The organism is Halobacillus shinanisalinarum (assembly GCF_022919835.1).
Taxonomy (GTDB): Bacteria; Bacillota; Bacilli; order Bacillales; family Halobacillaceae; genus Halobacillus_A; species Halobacillus_A shinanisalinarum.
Genome location: NZ_CP095074.1, coordinates 3163809 through 3180833 on the forward strand (window position 1 = coordinate 3163809; position 17025 = coordinate 3180833).

The following is a 17025-nucleotide window of genomic DNA, read 5'->3' on the forward strand; positions in this document are numbered from 1 at the left end:
TGGTATGTATGGATAAACCACAACTTGATAAAAGAATTTTTTGGGGCGCGATTTTTGTCATTTGTTTGTTAGTTGCTCCTTTAGCTTTAGGTCCTGAGCAAGGGTTAGCTATATTAAACGGTGTACGAGGGTTTCTAACTGAAGAATTCGGCTGGCTTTACATGCTGTTTACGGTTGCTATTTTTGGCTTTTTAATCTGGTTAGCCACCGGTAAGTATGCCCATGTGAAGTTGGGTGAAGGGGACCCTGAATTTTCAACACCTAGTTGGATCGCGATGATGTTTACTGGCGGCATCGGAGGCGGCATTATGTATTGGGGGGCCATCGAGTGGGCTTTTTACTATACAGCCCCTCCTTTCGGTTTGGAACCTAAAACGGCGGAGGCAGCTCATTGGGCCGCCACATATGGACTTTTCCACTGGGGATTCACGGCATGGGCGATCTTTTGTTTGCCGGTTCTGCCTATTGCCTATGCGTATCATGTCAGGAAGCAGCCGACATTAAGTTTAAGCGGAGCATGTAAAGGTGTTATCGGTAAATATGCTAATGGATGGATTGGTAAAGTGATCGACATCTTTTTCATATTTGGTTTAATTGGCGGAGCCGGCACCTCATTAGGATTAGAGGTGCCGATGATATCTCAGGGAGTTTCTGAATTATTGGGCATCCCGAGGTCCGTTACACTGGACGCGATCATCATCGTTATTTGGACAGGTTTGTTTGGAGTGAGTGCTTTTCTAGGACTTAAAAAAGGGATCAAATTATTAGCGGATGTAAATATGTACCTGGCATTGATACTTGGGGCGTTTGTGTTTATTTTTGGTGCAACGGTATTTATATTAACAACCTTTACGAATAGTGTTGGATTGTTACTGCAAAACTTTGTGAAAATGAGCTTTCACATGGACTTTACTAAGGGATGGGAGTTTACTCAAACTTGGACAATCTTTTACTGGGCATGGTGGATTGCTTATGCTGCATTTGTAGGTTTATTTACAGCCCGAATTTCCAGAGGAAGAACAATAAGAGGCGTGATCGCCGGTATGGTTATTGCTGGAAGTCTTGGGTGTTGGATAGTCTTTTCAATTTTCGGGAATACGGGACTTTATTTTGAACTGAACGACATTGTGCCCGTCACTGAAATCTTAGCAAAGCAAGATGCCTATACGGCGATCATTTCCATTGTTCAAGCTATGCCATTAGGTAATATCGTACTCGTTGGATTTTTAATTCTAATGATGATATTCCTGGCGACAACGCTTGATTCATCAGCTTTTACTTTGGCTTTTGTTGCCACAAAAGAAATCAAATCCGAGGAAGACCCTCCACGGTGGCACCGGATTTTTTGGGCCTTTATACTAGCAGCTGTATCCCTCGTGCTGCTATATAGTGGAGGACTTGGAGCTCTCCAAACTCTATCGGTAATTACAAGTTTTCCGCTTATCTTTATCTTTATCATTATGATCATTTCTTTTATGAAATGGCTGAGAGAGGATTATCCGGAGGGTGTAACTAAGGGTCACTCTTCATTTAAAACAAAACAATCTGAAGCGGATAGCAGAGATCAATAATTCCTTAAATTAGGGACAAATGGATTCTAGGCCATGCCAAGATATTTTGCAAGAATCTCTCCTATTTCGCACGTACCTTGCAGATAATGCTAACGTTGGAGTTTCAACCGTTATGCGTGCGATAAATGCAATAGGGTATGACAACTTTAATGATTTTCGAAAAGATATCTTTAATGAATCATTGCCTGCTGAATCAAAATGGACATTAAAGAAATCTCTTTCAGAAATCCCTAATAAAGAAGAGAGTACTGCAACTATATTACAAGTTTGGAATGAATCTATGAACATGCTGGATAAATCATTAGACTCAGATTTAATAGAAAATTTCGAAACTGTAATTGACGTTATTAGTCATTCAAGTCAGCTTAATGTTTTAGGTACTAGACCCTATAAGGCCATGGCTTTATATCTTGCACAGTTGCTTGGAGAATTTTATTCTAAGATAAGACAATTAAGCCATGATACCGAAGTACTCTTTGATAAAATATTACAATTTGAAAAGGATGAAGTTTTACTGGTTTTTGCTTTTGAACCATACACTAATCGAATTATACAAGCAGCTATGCTGGCCAATCAACTGGGTATCAAGATTATATTGATAACTGACCATATTTCTTGCCCTATTATTCGATACGCTTCAGTAACATTAAAAGTAGAGGTAAGTGAAAAACAATTTTCTGTGGTACCAATTATTACCTTAATAGAGGCATTAGTTATTGAAATTGGGAAACGTTCCTCTGAAGAATCAATTAAAAAGTTGAAAAAACTAGAGAGAACACTTCTTGAAAATAATATAACTTATTCATATTAAAAGATTCTGTATTACGTTAAGTCAGGAATCAATCTTACAATTGTGGGTTGGATTCTCTTTTGAAAATCATTTGGGTATTGGTGCAAATTAAAAATTGGAAGTTATTTACAATTGCAGCCATGATTGGTAACTATTTTTATCTCGTATTGATTTAATTCAGGGCGTCATGCCTAAAAAACGCTTGAACCTAATTAAGGTTCAAGCGTTTTTCATAGGCTTGGCCAGGGAATGATTGCTGTAGAAATAGCTATTGTAAGCTTATTTCTCCTCTTGATAGTTAATGGATATTTTTGGCTTTATGTACTTGGCACATTAGGCATTGGTATAGGAATAATCATTTTAGCTCGGGTTACTGGTAGTAGGTAACAACTAAGTATTTGAACTTTGATCACCATAGAAATATCGGAGGCTAAAACAATAGATTTTCTTTATTTAAACATAGATAAAATGATCGATGTTGAAGTACTTAATATGGATAAATGTATTGAAAAAATTGATGAATCTTTTAACTTATTGGAAAAGGAAATCATCTTAAGGGACCAAAGGGGGATGATCACGGAACAACCCATATGATTTACACTGAACAATCTAATACCCGGAGCTGATGATTTCTAGACAGGTGAGTCATAATAATTTTGTATTTGCTCATTCTATGTTAGAAGAACATAATAACTAAGGGAGAGAGTATGGCTGACTTAAACAAACAAGTAATTCTTATTACTGGTGCGAATCGTGGGCAGGGAAAAGGTTTTTGTGAAGAATTTTTGATGAAGTATCACACAAAAGGGGCTACAATATACAAAAATTTAATGGCTTAGGGTTTATTACTGAGACTCTATTAACTGAATGTAAAATATGCTGGATATCTCAGACAGATAAACGTAGTAGAAGTATTTAAACTTTTTATTCTATTTTTAACTCGAGACCATTGGTGGGTCTTTTGACCAACAATATATATAATACAAAACGTCTTCCAGGGCTATGTGAAAGGAAAGGGGACCCGGTGGTTAAAGGCATCCAAGAGCAGTCTTAGGTAAAGGAAATGCTAATTTCCCCTATAAGAAATATTAACCCCGGAACAAGCTGCCAAATTGTTAAAACAAGTGAATCCTAAACTAGCTGCATACATTCATGTAATATCCATAGGAATCAGTGATAGCGAAGGTAATTATATAGAAAGAACCAGGGGAATTTATGATGGCGAATTCGATTGTGACTATATGAAATACCATCCATGTTGTCATACTGATGACACTTGGAGGTGTTTTTCTTATGGATAAAAAAGTTTATAATCTTGAAAAGGCAGGATTCTTCCAATCTTAACCCTAGTATCGTGACAGGGTTCCCCCTTGCTTTCCTTTTCAGCGCATAGTAATCTTGAGATTCATTGAAGGGAGTGGAGAGACCATGACGCGAGTGGTCATCTTAGCCGAAAAACCCTCTCAGGCAAAAGCTTATGCAGAGGCCTTTACGATTCAAGAAAAGACGAAGACTTATATTCTATTAAAGCCGGATGAGATATTCTTGGATGGGGCGACAATCACCTGGGGAGTCGGTCACCTGGTTGAATTAAAAGAACCTCATGACTATAAACCGGAGTGGAAGAGATGGAAGCTTGATCAACTGCCGATCGTTCCTGAGCGTTTCCTTGAGAAAGTCTCTAAAGGGAAATGGGAGCAGTTTCAAGCGGTCAAGCGGTTGTTCCAGCAAGCGGACGTGCTAGTGAATGCGGCTGATGTCGACCGGGAAGGCTCGAATATTTTTTACAGCATTCTCCGCTTAACAGGCGTGAAGGGAAAGCCAATTCAACGCTTGTGGATCAATTCTCTCGAGAAAGATGAAGTTCGAAAAGGATTTGAGAATTTACAAAATAACGACAAGGACTTGCGTTTATTTGATGAAGCGAAAGCCCGTCAAATTAGTGATTGGATGGTTGGAATCAATGCCAGCCGCCTGTTTACATTGCTTTTGCAGAAGAAAGGGTTCGCAAGCTACCTTTCAATTGGGCGTGTACAATCTCCGACAGTTTATTTGATTTATCAAAGACACAAAGAAATTGAAAACTTTGTATCAGAGCCTTTTTATCAAATCGAGGGGCTTTTCCAATCTCAAACAGGTCCCTATAAAGGCCTTGCTGAGATTAAGGAAAAGGACAAGACGAAGGTGCAGGAGCTTATGTACAAACATGGGCTTAAAGAAAACGAAGACTTAACAGGGATTGTCCAACGTGTAGACAAAAAGACAAAACACCAAAAGTCACCGAAACTGCATTCCCTGTCCACCCTGCAAAGTGTTGCGAACAGACGTTGGAAATACACACCGTCGCAAGTACTCAAGACGATGCAAAAACTCTATGAGAAGCGTCTCGTTTCCTATCCGAGAACGGACTGTAACTTTATCACTGAAAATGAGTTTGCTTATTTAGTGGACAACTTCAATTCCTACCAGGAAGCATTGAACGTTTCTTTCACACCGGTTTCCCTAAAACCAAATAAACGGTATGTCAACAGCCGTAAAGTCCAGGAGCACTATGCAATCATTCCGACAAAGTCCATTCCTTCTCAAAAGAAGCTAAGTGGACTAAGCCGTGAGGAACGCAATATTTATAATGAAGTTCTGGCCACGACCCTTGCTATGTTCCACTCGGACTTCGTGTATGAAGAGACCACGATACTAACACATGTTCATGACTTACCTTTTAAATCTTCGGGTCGAAGAGAAGTGAAAAGCGGCTGGAAAGAGCTGTTTCCAAAGCCGTCTAAATCGAAACAGGAAAAAGAAGCTCTTCTTCCAGGTGTTCAAAAAGGTGAGCAGGTAGGCGCGCAACTTCATATAAAAGAAAGCATGACACAGCCACCTAAGCCGTATACCGAAGGTCAGCTAATCAATATGATGAAAACTTGCGGGAAGCTCATGGATAATGATGAAGATGTAGAGATTCTGAAGGAAGTGGAAGGCCTGGGAACAGAAGCTACCCGCTCAAGTATCATTGAAACGATTAAGGCACAGAAGTATATTGAAGTGAAAAGAAACAATGTGTATGTCACAGATAAAGGGATTATGCTGTGTGAAGCGATTGAAGGAACGCTGCTATCGAGCCCTTCCATGACCGCGAAATGGGAATCGTATTTAAAGAAAATCGGAAGCGGTGAGGGATCTAAACAAGTATTTCTCAAACAGACCAGTCAGTTTGTTGAAAAGTTAATCCAAGAGACCCCCGATTCTATTCAACAGGTTCACATTCGAAGCACCGGAGAGAAGAAAAAGTGGAATGCCCCGATCGCCAAATGCCCCGCCTGTTCAACGGGCTCCATCGTGGATCGATACAAGTTTTATGCGTGTTCCGCTTACAAAGAAGGATGTAAAGTGACCTTTCCTAAAAAATTAGCAGGAAAAACGCTAACGAGCAATATGATTAAAACGTTGTGCGAGAAGAAGCGAACGAAGGTTCTAAAAGGATTTAAGGGAAAGAAAACGTTTAGTACAGCTTTAACACTGGATCAAGATTATAAGGTTAAATTTGATTTTAAGAAGAAAGCTTAAGGCAAGCAGTTTGCTGCTCTCACACAAATAACATAGATTTTTTAAAAGTGCCTGATCCCATTACGTGAACCTTTAACGCAGCGGGGGTCAGGCACTTTTATTTATCGTGCACATTTTTGAAAAAAGGCAGGGTCATCCCTCCCTTAGCAGAAACATGTTACGATACCTATAGGAAAATAGAGGAGGTACTTACAATGGCGAGAAAACTTTTCTACGAAGATCCTTATAAAATGGAATTCGAATCCAAGGTTATTAAAATAGATCAAGATGAGCGTGGTTTTTATGTGGTGCTGGAAGAGACGGCGTTTTATCCGACTGGTGGCGGTCAACCGCACGACAAAGGAACATTGAATGGATTTGAAGTGATTGATGTAGAAGAAGTAAAAGGTGAAGTGCGTCATTACACAAGAGAAAAGCTTCCCGCTGAGACAGAAAATGTACAAGGAAGTATTGATCATGAGCGACGTATCGACCATATGCAGCAGCACAGTGGACAGCACATTATTTCAGCCATTTTCGATGATCAGTTTGGGATTCCGACAACGAGCTTCCATTTAGGAACTGATACAGTGACGATCGATTTGGATACAGAACATCTTTCCTCAGATCTTTTGGACAAGGTTGAGAGGCAGGTGAACGAGGTTATCCGAGACAACTACCCGGTTAAATCGAAATGGATGTCCGCGGAAGAGGCGGCGGAGTATCCGCTGCGCAAACCGCTATCAGTTAAGGAGGATGTTCGCCTTATCATCATTCCAGAGATTGATTATAACGGATGTGGAGGAACTCATCCACACTCCACTTGCGAAGTTATGGCTGTCAAGTTTCTAGGATGGACAAAAAACAAGAAGCAGGTGCGCTTGGAGTTCGTCTGTGGTTATCGAGTTCTGTATAAGCTCAAGCAAAAACACCAGATATTAACAGAAATGAAGCGGCTTATTCCAAGACCAGAACAAAAGCTTGTAGAGGAAGTCGATGAGCTGATCAAGTCAAGCAAGGAGAAAGACAAGAAAATCGATGAGCTTGAAGAACAACTGCTTCAGCATGAGGCACGTGATATTATTTCGGAGTCACAGGGGGATCGAGTAATTCAATGTGTTTTCAAAGGCCGACCGATCAAAACACTCCAATCACTAGGAAAAGCCATCATTGAAGAAGCCTCTGATGCTTATCTTATTCTAATCAGTGAACAGGAAAATCAGCTGCAGTTCGTGCTCGCTCATGGAGCAGATATCGATCGTAATATGAATGATATCGCCAAACAAATCATGTCCCTTATTGAAGGAAAGGGAGGGGGCAAACCAAATTTCGTCCAAGGAGGCGGCAAAAAGGTCATAGACGGGGATGTTTTTGCTGATCGAATTAAAGCCCTTTTATAGCGTTGTCTGGCCCCTGAAAGTGTAAGAGGGGGCAGGCAACTCTTATATGTAAATATGAAAGTGTATCTGATTTGTTTTTAGTGGTAATTCTAACAGGATACTTTTTAATCCCTGGGCACTTGACGGACCACATTTATCCTTAGAACTTTTCCTATTAGGATAGACTAAACGTGTTATGATAAGAGCCTTGGTGTTTGTTCTGAAATGGCTTTGGTGTTAAGTGGAACTATTATTGGAGGTTTATAAATGGATAATAATGATATATTGATTAGATTAAGATATGCCTTGGGTATAAAAGATCAAGATATGGTCGAAATATTTAACCTTGGCGGCGTTGATCTGACAAAAGAAGAAGTAAAAAAGGTCCTTACAAAGTCAGATGACAGTTACGATGAGGAAAAGGACGATGATGGTGCGGATGAAAAGGAGGATCACATCAAATGTACAAATAGCATGTTGGATTCATTTTTAAATGGTCTCATTACTTTTAAACGAGGACCACAGGAGTCCAAACCTGGACAACCGAATAAATCAGACCGGTCTATAAAGAATTACTCCAGTGTGAATAATGTCATGCTGAAAAAAGTGAAGATCGCTCTGAAATTAACGAGTGAGGATGTTATCAATATTTTAGATGAAGCGGGCGTCAAGATAACAAAAGGGGAATTAAGCGCGTTACTAAGAAAAGAAGGACACAAGAATTACAAAGAGTGCGGGGATAAGTACGCCCGGAATTTCCTAAAAGGGTTAACGATAAAATATAGAGGATAAGAAGGATTATAATCCTCCAATACCGTCAGCACCTCGCTTTTGACGCTTACCGTCACGCCAAACAAAGAAAGCAGCTGTTCAGTATATTAACAACCCTAACGACCAGGCATTAGAATCCTAACATAGGAATGTCGAAGAGTATCGTCTTATTGGTATCAAGAGGGGCGAACTTACAAAATATGATGCATTGGTGTCTATTTCCCGGGAAATAGACACGTCTTTGGAAGACGAAGTGACTGATTTTTCGACAAGATATGAAAAATTCGATCATATGACAGGCGGTACTCAGCGCCGGTGAGCATTCTCGCAGCCCGTCCCTTGATGGGAAAAAAAGCTTTTGCCTTAAATTTTTTCAATAGACGCCTCTAACCAACGGGGGCGTTTTCTAAATGAGTTAGTTACACAATAAGGAAATAAATCTTGAAATACATATCGTTCCACAATACCAACTATAGAAGGTGATAAGGCCAAAAGATAGGACTAAAAAAGATAAAAAAATCATGTTACAATAAAACTTAAGCTTCAAAGTAACTTGAAGTTTATGGGGAAAATGTATATGGTTGGTTGTTCATTATACTTCTGTGGGTGAGTAAATTGTTCGTTCTCCTCAATTTTGAATGACTGTGGCTGCAATCTTTCCGCCAGTAAGTTCAATTAAGATATTAATCTTCTTAAGAAAATTGAGTTCCCTGTATGTAATTAGGACTATAGAACTCTTGTTAAGGAGCGTCAGAATAGTGGTTCAAAATTACTAACATGAAAATTCTGAAAACAGGGTATAGATACTACATAATACTTTAACAAATGGAGTTGATGTCTCTAAATAAGAGGAAGAAGTGATAAAGATCGACAACATAATAACCTTAAATTTTTACTAAAGGAGATTTGTAATGGATAAAAAACAGAAGAAATGGAAATTCATGAATAGAGTTTTTTGGATTTCTTTCACCATTATTTTCCTGTTCGCATTATGGGGGGCCTTAGCTCCTGAAGCCCTTGCCTCCCAGGCAGAAAATATTTATGGTTTTATTGCGAACACTTTTGGATGGTTTTACTTAGTCTTTGTGCTATTTTTAGTTCTTTTCAATTTCTACTTAGCTTTTAGTAAATATGGTAAAATCCGTTTAGGCGGAGATGATATTAAACCGAAATACCCTCTTTTTACCTGGATCGCGATGCTTTTCAGCTGTGGATTTGGGGTCAGTATCGTATTCTGGGGAGTAGCGGAACCAATGACCCACTTTGGCACCCCCCCTCCCTTTGATGCCAGCATAGAAGCTGAATCCGCAGAGGCAGCCCGCGTAGCTATGTGGAATGCTTTCTTTAATAACGGGATCCACCAATGGGCTTCATTTACGTTTGTAGGTCTTGCCCTTTCATATTTTATCTACCGTCAGGATGAAAGAAGCTTGATTAGTGATACGATGAATTCAGTCATAGGAAGCACAGGCAAAAAGCCGTTTCGGAATACGGTGGATATTATCGCGATCGTCGCAACCGTAATGGGTGTTGCAACAACGCTTGGTTTAAGTGTTCTGCAAATTAACAGTGGACTTGGCAGTGTATTTAATGCGCCAACTGGTGGTGTCACACAGATTACCATTGTTCTCGTTATGTTTATTTTCTTTATGTTATCCACCCTCTCAGGTCTTGATCGAGGAATTAAATACTTAAGTAATGCCAACTTAGGCATCGCTCTATTTCTTATGATTGCCGTATTACTTATCGGACCCACAGGCTTCATACTCGATACCATTACGATGGGAGTCGGTGACTACCTGCAGAACTTCTTCCAGGCAAGTTTGCGACTTGATCAGTACACGGGGAGTACATGGGTACAAGATTGGCCAATTTATTACTGGGCCTGGACCATTGCCTGGGCACCGTTTGTCGGAATGTTCGTTGCACGAATATCCAAAGGACGTACTGTTCGGGAATTCGTTCTCGGCGTTATGGTAGCTCCGCCTGCTATAGGAATTATTTGGATCGGGATCTTTGGAGGAACAGCCATCAACTTAGACCTCTTCCACGGGACCGACATCGCTGGTGCTGTTGCGGAGAATGAAGCAACTGCTTTATTCAGCATGCTGGAGAATTTACCGTTCGGTACGATCTTCTCAGTTCTTTCCATTTGTTTATTGTTCACTTTTTTAGTCACTTCTGCGGACTCCGCAACATTCGTACTTGGAATGATGAGTTCAAAAGGGGACACGAACCCTTCCGGTGTAGTTAAAGTCGTTTGGGGTACATTAATTGCTGCCCTAGCCATTATCTTAATCTTAAGTGCTGGATTAGATGGACTTCAGACCGCCTCGCTCATCGGTGCATTGCCGTTCTCGATCGTCCTGTTTATTTCTTGTGTATCGTTGCTCAAATCGATACGTGAAGACTACAAAGAAACCAGGCGTGAAGAAGAGAAAAAACGTCACCACAGAATTCAGAAACAAATTGAAGATTACAACTCAGATTAATCAATAAGTGAGCGACCTTCATTATGAGAAGGTCGCTCACTTTTTCATATTTGAGTGTTCTTCTCCCTTGACATAATTGGCGTTGCCACCCCTCCTTGAACTACCATAATGTTTTTCATTATGACACTCCTTTGTTAGATTCATTCATCGTATTTAAAACAAGTTCAGCAAAAGTCTCTACCGCCCTGTCGGGATTTGCCGTACTTGGAATAATAAGTGGAATATTTACAGCGGGTCTATACGACTGGATTCCTGTGGTGGAACCATATTTTAAAGTGGCTGGGGCAGTGTACCTTCTTTACTTAGCTTGGCAGGTTAGTCTGCCTAAAGGTTCAAGGAAGGATTACGTAGGATTGCAGTCTTCCTTTTTATCAGGTTTTATCTTTCAGGTTATTAATGTCAAAAGCATTTTGTTCTTTTTAACAGTTATGAGTGCATTTATTCTACCGTTTAGTGATTCTATTAAATCCATCGTAATGTATTTGACGCTAACCATTTTCCTTGGTTGGTTAGCGTTACTTTTATGGTCAACTTTCGGCTCTATGTTAAAAAACTTTCTTGCCAAACATGATAAGGCGTTTCGAATAATCATGGGTGGTTTGTTGATCTGCTGCAGCTATTTTTATTTAGCAGCTTTTGAAGGTTTTATAAAAAGTTAAGCTTCCTATTGAATGGGGGTTGGTCATGGAAAAGATTTGCGACTATTTAAAAGAGATAGATGGACAGAATGGGTAAACTGTTTAATCAACAAAGAACGAGCAAATAAAAGGATCACACATGTTGGTAAACATGTGTGATCCTTTACCTTTTCTGACGCAAAATGCCTTAGATTAATCCAACTAAATAGTAACCAATTATCCCAACCTATTTAACTAGTTGAATCATTTAAGGGCGTTAAGAGCAACCTCGGCAGCTTGAGCAATCAGCGCATCGTTATATTGGGCATCCTCCTTATCAAGGTGGGACATGATCGCAATGACAATTGGTTCTCTGTTTGGCGGCCAAACAACTGCAATGTCATTCCTCGTTCCGTAACTTGCGGCACCGCTCTTATCACCAACCACCCAACCTTCAGGTGCGCCTGCACGAATCAGCCCATCTCCTGTAGCATTGCCTTGCAGCCAATCCGTGAATAATTCACGTTTATCATTCGAAAGCAAGTCCCCGACTGCGAATGCTTTTAGACTGGTGGCAAGAGCTTTTGGTGTACTGGTGTCACGAGTATCTCCCGGGGTGAATTCATTTAAGTCCGGTTCATATCGATCCGCCTGGGTAACACTATCGCCGATTTGTCTTAGGGCTTGTTCAAATTCACCAGGACCTCCCAGGGCCTTAAACAAGAGGTTCCCCGCGGTGTTGTCACTGGTTCGAACAGCTGCCTCACTTAGTTCCAAAAGTGTCATCCCAGTATCCACGTGTTCTTTTGTAACCGGAGAATAGGATACTAAATCATCCTCTGTGTAGGTAATGACTTCCTTAAGATCATCCTTAGATTTCTGCTGCAGCACGATGGCTGCGGCCAAAGCCTTGTAAGTCGATGCAAAGGCAAAACGCTTCTCTGGTCGATATTCGATGGTCTGATTTGTGCTCGTATCGAGCGTATAGACGCCGAGCTGAGCGTCAAACTCATTCTCGAGTTGGGCAAACTTTTCATCTGTATTCGCCGTTTGTTCCGCTTCGTTCTCCTCTTTAGATGAGGCATTGGTCGAACCGTCTGCATTCATGCAAGCGCTGAGGGTAACTAGTGCGAGCAACGACATAAACAGTGTGAACGTATGCATGCTAAATTTATATGTTTTTTTCAAGTTGATAACCTCTTTCTCTTTTTGATCTGTCGAATATAAAAACTACTTGTTTAAGTTGAGAATGAAGTTTCTTCACTTAAATGCTTTAAGAAAACTTCAACTGTTGAGCGTTTTTTTATGTTTTTCCTAAGAAATCTATCCTCCCTTAATTTGCGATTTGTCGTTGATTACAACTGTAATCTTATACTACAATTGTAATCAAAGAAATGTCAATCCTTTTAAAATGAAATAGGAATATCTACTTTTGTTCAGATAAAGGCTGCTGAGCTCATAATCTCTTAGGTTTCAACATTTAAAAATGATAAACTAATAACGAATTGTTAAACTTTAATGCCTGCACAAATGAAACGGATAGATGGTCTTTTTAAAGTAAATCACGATAAAGGTTGTTGAACTTTACTGGAATGGAGGTTGAAGGAATGTTCTTCACTTATCTCGTTACAAGTTTTATAGTGTCCTCTATTACTATAGTGATGATTATGTTGATTAAGAAAATATGTTCCAAACACCTTTCAGCAAAATGGCAGTACAATCTATGGTTTTTATTGTTAATTGCATTGACGCTTCCATTTCTGCCGAAGCAATGGATTCATTTTGAAAATTTTTTTATACCGTTCGATGGAATTTATAGCAATAGAACTAGTAATCCTTCTGTCAACACTAGTGAGGGTTCAGGGCTTAGTAACGAAAACTGGATGCAGGATTTTACGGTATCTGTCAATCGACTCAATCTAGATTTCCTGAATATCGCATTAGCCAGTATTTGGATTGCAGGCATGCTGGTTATAGCTGCTCTTTCCCTGCATGCATGGTTCAAATTAAAGAAGGTTAAAAATACAACAACTGCCCTGAACAATGAAGACGTTTTACACTTATTTGAACGGTGCAAGCATCGATTAAATATATCTAAACCTTTATTCGTAGGAGAATCACCACTCGTCAAATCTCCAATGACGTTTGGACTGTTTAAGACTTACGTTGTGCTGCCGACGCACCTTGACGAACGGATGTCGACAGAAAATATCAAATACATTTTTATGCATGAACTACATCACTTTAAATACAAAGATATCGCAACGAATTACCTTGTCATCATTTTTCAAATTTTATACTGGTTTAATCCACTTGTTTGGGTTGCTTTTAAAGAAATGAGGGTAGACCGTGAAATTGCCTGTGACAGGGCTGTTTTAGAATCGTTGGATGAACATTGTTATGCAGATTATGGGAATACGATTATTAATTTCGTGGATGTACCCTCATATTCGAAAAATTTTACTGGGTCCAATCAGTTGAATGGTCCCAAGGGGCAAATTAAAAAAAGGATTGAAAAAATCGCATCCTTTACGATTGAATCAAAGTGGCTGAAGCTGAAGAGTATATCAATCTTTACCCTTGCAGGGATATTTGTAGCCAGTCAGCTCCCATTTATTTCTGCAATGGCCTCTGGGAATAACCGTTATGATTTTAATTATGAACACACGATTTATAAAGATTTTAGCGAGTACTTTGGTGGTTATGATGGAAGCTTCGTATTATATAACATGAGTGCTGATCAATATACCATCTATAATAAAGATAGAAGCACATTGAGAGTTTCCCCAAATTCTACCTACAAAATTTATACCGCATTAATTGGATTAGAGTTAGGGGTAATAACAAGTAATCATTCCACGATGAAATGGAACGGAACGCAATATCCTTATGAATCTTGGAATACGGATCAAAACTTATCGACAGCTATGAAAAATTCAGTAACCTGGTATTTTAAGAAATTGGACCAAAAAATTCCGCGAGGTACCGTCCAAGCTTATCTGAAACAAATAGACTATGGAAACTACGATCTTTCCGGCGGAGAAGACTATTGGCTGGAATCTTCATTAAAGATTTCTCCGGTCGAACAGGTACAACTATTATCGGCATTTTATACAAACCAGTTCGGGTTCGAAGAAAAGGATATCCAAACCGTTAAAGACTCCCTTTTATTAGAGGAATACGATGGTGCAAGACTCTTCGGAAAAACCGGAACTGGCAATGTTAATGGTAAGAATATAAACGGCTGGTTTATTGGGTATGTAGAGAGGGAGGACAATACTTATTTCTTTGCAACCAATATACACAATGAGGATAATAGTTATGGAAGCAAGGCGGCAAAAATCACGTTATCTATTTTGGAGGATAAGGGAATCATTAAGGAAAGAGAATGAGTGGTTTGATTTTACATGGGTCCAAAAGAAGAGGGGAGGATAAGGATGACAAAGAAAATCCCGAATATTTCCGAATCAGAATGGGAAGTTATGCATGTGCTGTGGAAAAAGGTTCCACAAACGGCCAATGAAGTTATATCCTCCTTGCAGGAGCAGACGGATTGGAAGCCGAAAACCGTACGAACTCTTTTGGATCGTCTGTCTCGTAAAAATGTGATCGGTGTCAATAAAGATCGGAGGGTTTATACTTTTTTTCCGCTCTATTCACAAGATGAGTGTCAGCACGCTGAGGCACAGTCATTTATTCAGCGAATTTATGGCGGAACGTTAAAGTCGATGCTGGTTCAGTTCATCGAGGAGGACTCTTTGTCAGAAGAGGATATTAAAGAATTACGTTCGATTTTGGATGAAAAGCCTAAAAAAAGGGAATCAAATGATGATGAAAAATGAAAAGAGTGCTAGTACATCGCCGTACTAGCACTCTTTTTACACTATTTTTTATTCACAGAAGCATCGTAAATTGAATCGACAGCATTCTTCAATGCGGTGTTAAAATCTTCTTCAGATTGATTGGCATTTAAGTCAGCAGACAGCGCCCGGGAGAAGCTCGCTATGAGCTCATCATTTTCTTTTAACTTCTCATTTGCTTCCTCACGAGAATAGCCGCCTGAAAGAGCAACGACCCGAACAACGCGCGGGTGCTCGATTAATTCTTTATAGGCATTGGCTTTCGTTGGAATCGTGAGCTTCAGCATTACGTTTTCGTCTTCTGATAAGGTATTTAAGTGTTTAATAATTTCATCACGCAGGATTTCCTCAGATTTTTCTTTATCTTCACTGTGAATATTGACTTCCGGCTCAATAATCGGTATGAGGTCAGAAGCGACGATGCGTTTTCCTACTTCGAATTGCTGATCCACAACAGCCTTAATCGCGCTTGGATTTGGTTCATGGATGACAGAACGCATTTTGGTACCGAAAATGTTTCGTTCGTTAGCACGTCGTAGTGTCTCATCCAAATCATTAATCGGTTTCATGAGCTGTACACCGTGTTCTTTTTTGGCTAGTCCTTTATCCACTTTGAGGAAAGGGACAACCCCTTTATCAGCAAGGTAATCCGCTGTATATTTGCCTTCGATTTCGCGGTCCATCGTCTGCTCGAATAGGATGGCGCCAAGGATATGGTCACAATCAAATGCAGGAGACGTGATGATTCTTGTCCGCATTTGGTGGACCAAATCAAACATTTCATCCTCACCAGAATAAGAATCTTCCGGCACACCATACGCTGCCAATGCTTTCGGCGTACTTCCACCACTTTGGTCGAGTGCAGCGATAAATCCTTTTCCGTTTTTGATTTTATCGAATTGTTTGTTGTTCATCATTTTACGCCCCTTTTCTAGTATTCAAAATAAAGTCCATTTATACTCTTTCCCTAATTTCTTCGTATTTAACACAAATGGATCAAAAAGGGGTGAGCATATGACTTAATGGCAGATCCTCTCCATTTAAACGGGAAATCTCCGCTTTATTTATGCTTTTATTTAAATTAGAAAAAGGAAAAAATCTATTAATGAATTGTTAAATAATGCAGAATACCGCATTTCAATTGTAGAAGAATTGGATGAAATGAGGATGTATGGATTTATCTTTATTTAAATTATTTCCAATTATGGTATTGAAAGTCCATAAAAATTAAATCAGATAGCAGGCTTATTTTTTGCGGTTTTAAAGTGAATATACGTTGTCCTACTTAATCTAAATTACTTTTAACACTTTTTTTTACTGTGTTCCGGCATGGATAAAAAGGACGATTAATGAAAAAATAGGTTTGGATGTCGAGGAGAAAACGATAAGCATAGCTATTTCTTATGCCTGGGGTTGGACTGCTCATGCTCTCAAATATGGCGTAACTATACGACAGCCAAAAAACTGCTTCGAACCATGATATTACCGACTAAAAAGGAGGAAACAGGATGACATTAGAAAAGGAAGAACGAATTATTATCCCTGACGAGAACGGAGAAGAACACTCATTTGAAGTATTGTTCGCATTTGATGTAGGTCAAACGGAAGCATCTTATGTTTCAGTAGTCCCTGCCGAACAAAAAGAAGGCGAGGACGTAGAAGTATTCACTTTCCGTTATGAGGAAAAAGCGAATGATGAGGATGATCTTGCCATATACCATATCGAATCCGATGAAGAATGGGAATTGGTCGATGAAAAGCTGAACACTCTAACAAAAGAGGAATCCATTTAAGAATGATGCTTACGGTTTCTTAGCCGTAAGCTTTTTTCAATAATAATCTCATGATATAAGTACTAACTCCTCTCCTGAAATTATGTTTTTCATACTAATTCCTTCCTTATTAAAAACCTAAGTATATTTTCCATATGGTTTTACCAAAATAAAAAGCAGCCTTACTAAGGTTGGGTGACATTTTTTTATGCTTAAAAGTCGATAGTAGG

General features: G+C 39.5%; 13 protein-coding genes. 11 read left to right on the plus strand and 2 right to left on the minus strand.

Annotation, left to right across the window (positions count from 1 at the left end; all coding sequences use genetic code 11):
• Positions 1 to 8 precede the first annotated feature (8 nt).
• The 8 genes from MUO14_RS15795 (at position 9) to MUO14_RS15825 (ending at position 11205) form a co-directional block, all read left to right on the plus strand.
• Entirely contained in the window at positions 9 to 1571 is a 1563-nt protein-coding gene (locus MUO14_RS15795; protein WP_244751572.1) for a BCCT family transporter, read from the plus strand.
• A 112-nt stretch (positions 1572 to 1683) separates the two neighbouring features.
• A complete protein-coding gene (locus MUO14_RS15800) occupies positions 1684 to 2382 on the plus strand; it encodes a MurR/RpiR family transcriptional regulator (protein WP_244751573.1) in 699 nt (232 codons plus the stop codon).
• A 686-nt stretch (positions 2383 to 3068) separates the two neighbouring features.
• Positions 3069 to 3200, plus strand: a complete 132-nt coding sequence (locus MUO14_RS24365) for a hypothetical protein (protein WP_255822124.1) — start codon at positions 3069 to 3071, stop codon at positions 3198 to 3200.
• Between the two features lie 589 nt (positions 3201 to 3789).
• Positions 3790 to 5925: a type IA DNA topoisomerase gene (locus MUO14_RS15805; RefSeq protein ID WP_244751574.1), complete on the plus strand. Its 2136-nt coding sequence runs from the start codon at positions 3790 to 3792 to the stop codon at positions 5923 to 5925.
• A gap of 194 nt (positions 5926 to 6119) precedes the next feature.
• Positions 6120 to 7304, plus strand: coding sequence for an alanyl-tRNA editing protein (locus MUO14_RS15810; protein ID WP_244751575.1), 1185 nt, complete (start codon positions 6120 to 6122; stop codon positions 7302 to 7304).
• Positions 7305 to 7550: 246 nt separating this feature from the next.
• Entirely contained in the window at positions 7551 to 8075 is a 525-nt protein-coding gene (locus MUO14_RS15815) for a YehS family protein (RefSeq protein WP_244751576.1), read from the plus strand.
• A gap of 890 nt (positions 8076 to 8965) precedes the next feature.
• Positions 8966 to 10546, plus strand: coding sequence for a BCCT family transporter (locus tag MUO14_RS15820; RefSeq protein ID WP_244751577.1), 1581 nt, complete (start codon positions 8966 to 8968; stop codon positions 10544 to 10546).
• Between the two features lie 95 nt (positions 10547 to 10641).
• Positions 10642 to 11205, plus strand: a complete 564-nt coding sequence (locus tag MUO14_RS15825; RefSeq protein ID WP_244751578.1) for a LysE family translocator — start codon at positions 10642 to 10644, stop codon at positions 11203 to 11205.
• A gap of 222 nt (positions 11206 to 11427) precedes the next feature.
• Here MUO14_RS15825 and bla read toward each other — a convergent pair whose 3' ends face one another.
• Positions 11428 to 12327 (minus strand): class A beta-lactamase, encoded by a 900-nt coding sequence (gene bla, locus MUO14_RS15830; RefSeq protein ID WP_396265847.1) that lies wholly within the window; start codon positions 12325 to 12327, stop codon positions 11428 to 11430.
• Between the two features lie 443 nt (positions 12328 to 12770).
• Between bla and MUO14_RS15835 the strand changes: the two genes are divergently transcribed.
• Together MUO14_RS15835 and blaI are read left to right on the plus strand one after the other, a co-directional pair.
• Complete coding sequence (locus MUO14_RS15835; RefSeq protein ID WP_244751579.1) at positions 12771 to 14555, plus strand: BlaR1 family beta-lactam sensor/signal transducer; 1785 nt, start codon at positions 12771 to 12773, stop codon at positions 14553 to 14555.
• Positions 14556 to 14600: 45 nt separating this feature from the next.
• On the plus strand, positions 14601 to 15005 hold the full coding sequence (gene blaI, locus MUO14_RS15840) for a penicillinase repressor BlaI (RefSeq protein ID WP_244751580.1): 405 nt from the start codon (positions 14601 to 14603) through the stop codon (positions 15003 to 15005).
• A gap of 41 nt (positions 15006 to 15046) precedes the next feature.
• On the opposite strand, the gene MUO14_RS15845 is transcribed toward blaI, so the two are convergent.
• Entirely contained in the window at positions 15047 to 15937 is an 891-nt protein-coding gene (locus MUO14_RS15845) for a fructose bisphosphate aldolase (protein ID WP_244751581.1), read from the minus strand.
• 594 nt (positions 15938 to 16531) lie between these two features.
• Between MUO14_RS15845 and MUO14_RS15850 the strand changes: the two genes are divergently transcribed.
• Positions 16532 to 16816, plus strand: a complete 285-nt coding sequence (locus MUO14_RS15850) for a DUF1292 domain-containing protein (protein ID WP_244751582.1) — start codon at positions 16532 to 16534, stop codon at positions 16814 to 16816.
• Positions 16817 to 17025 lie beyond the last annotated feature (209 nt).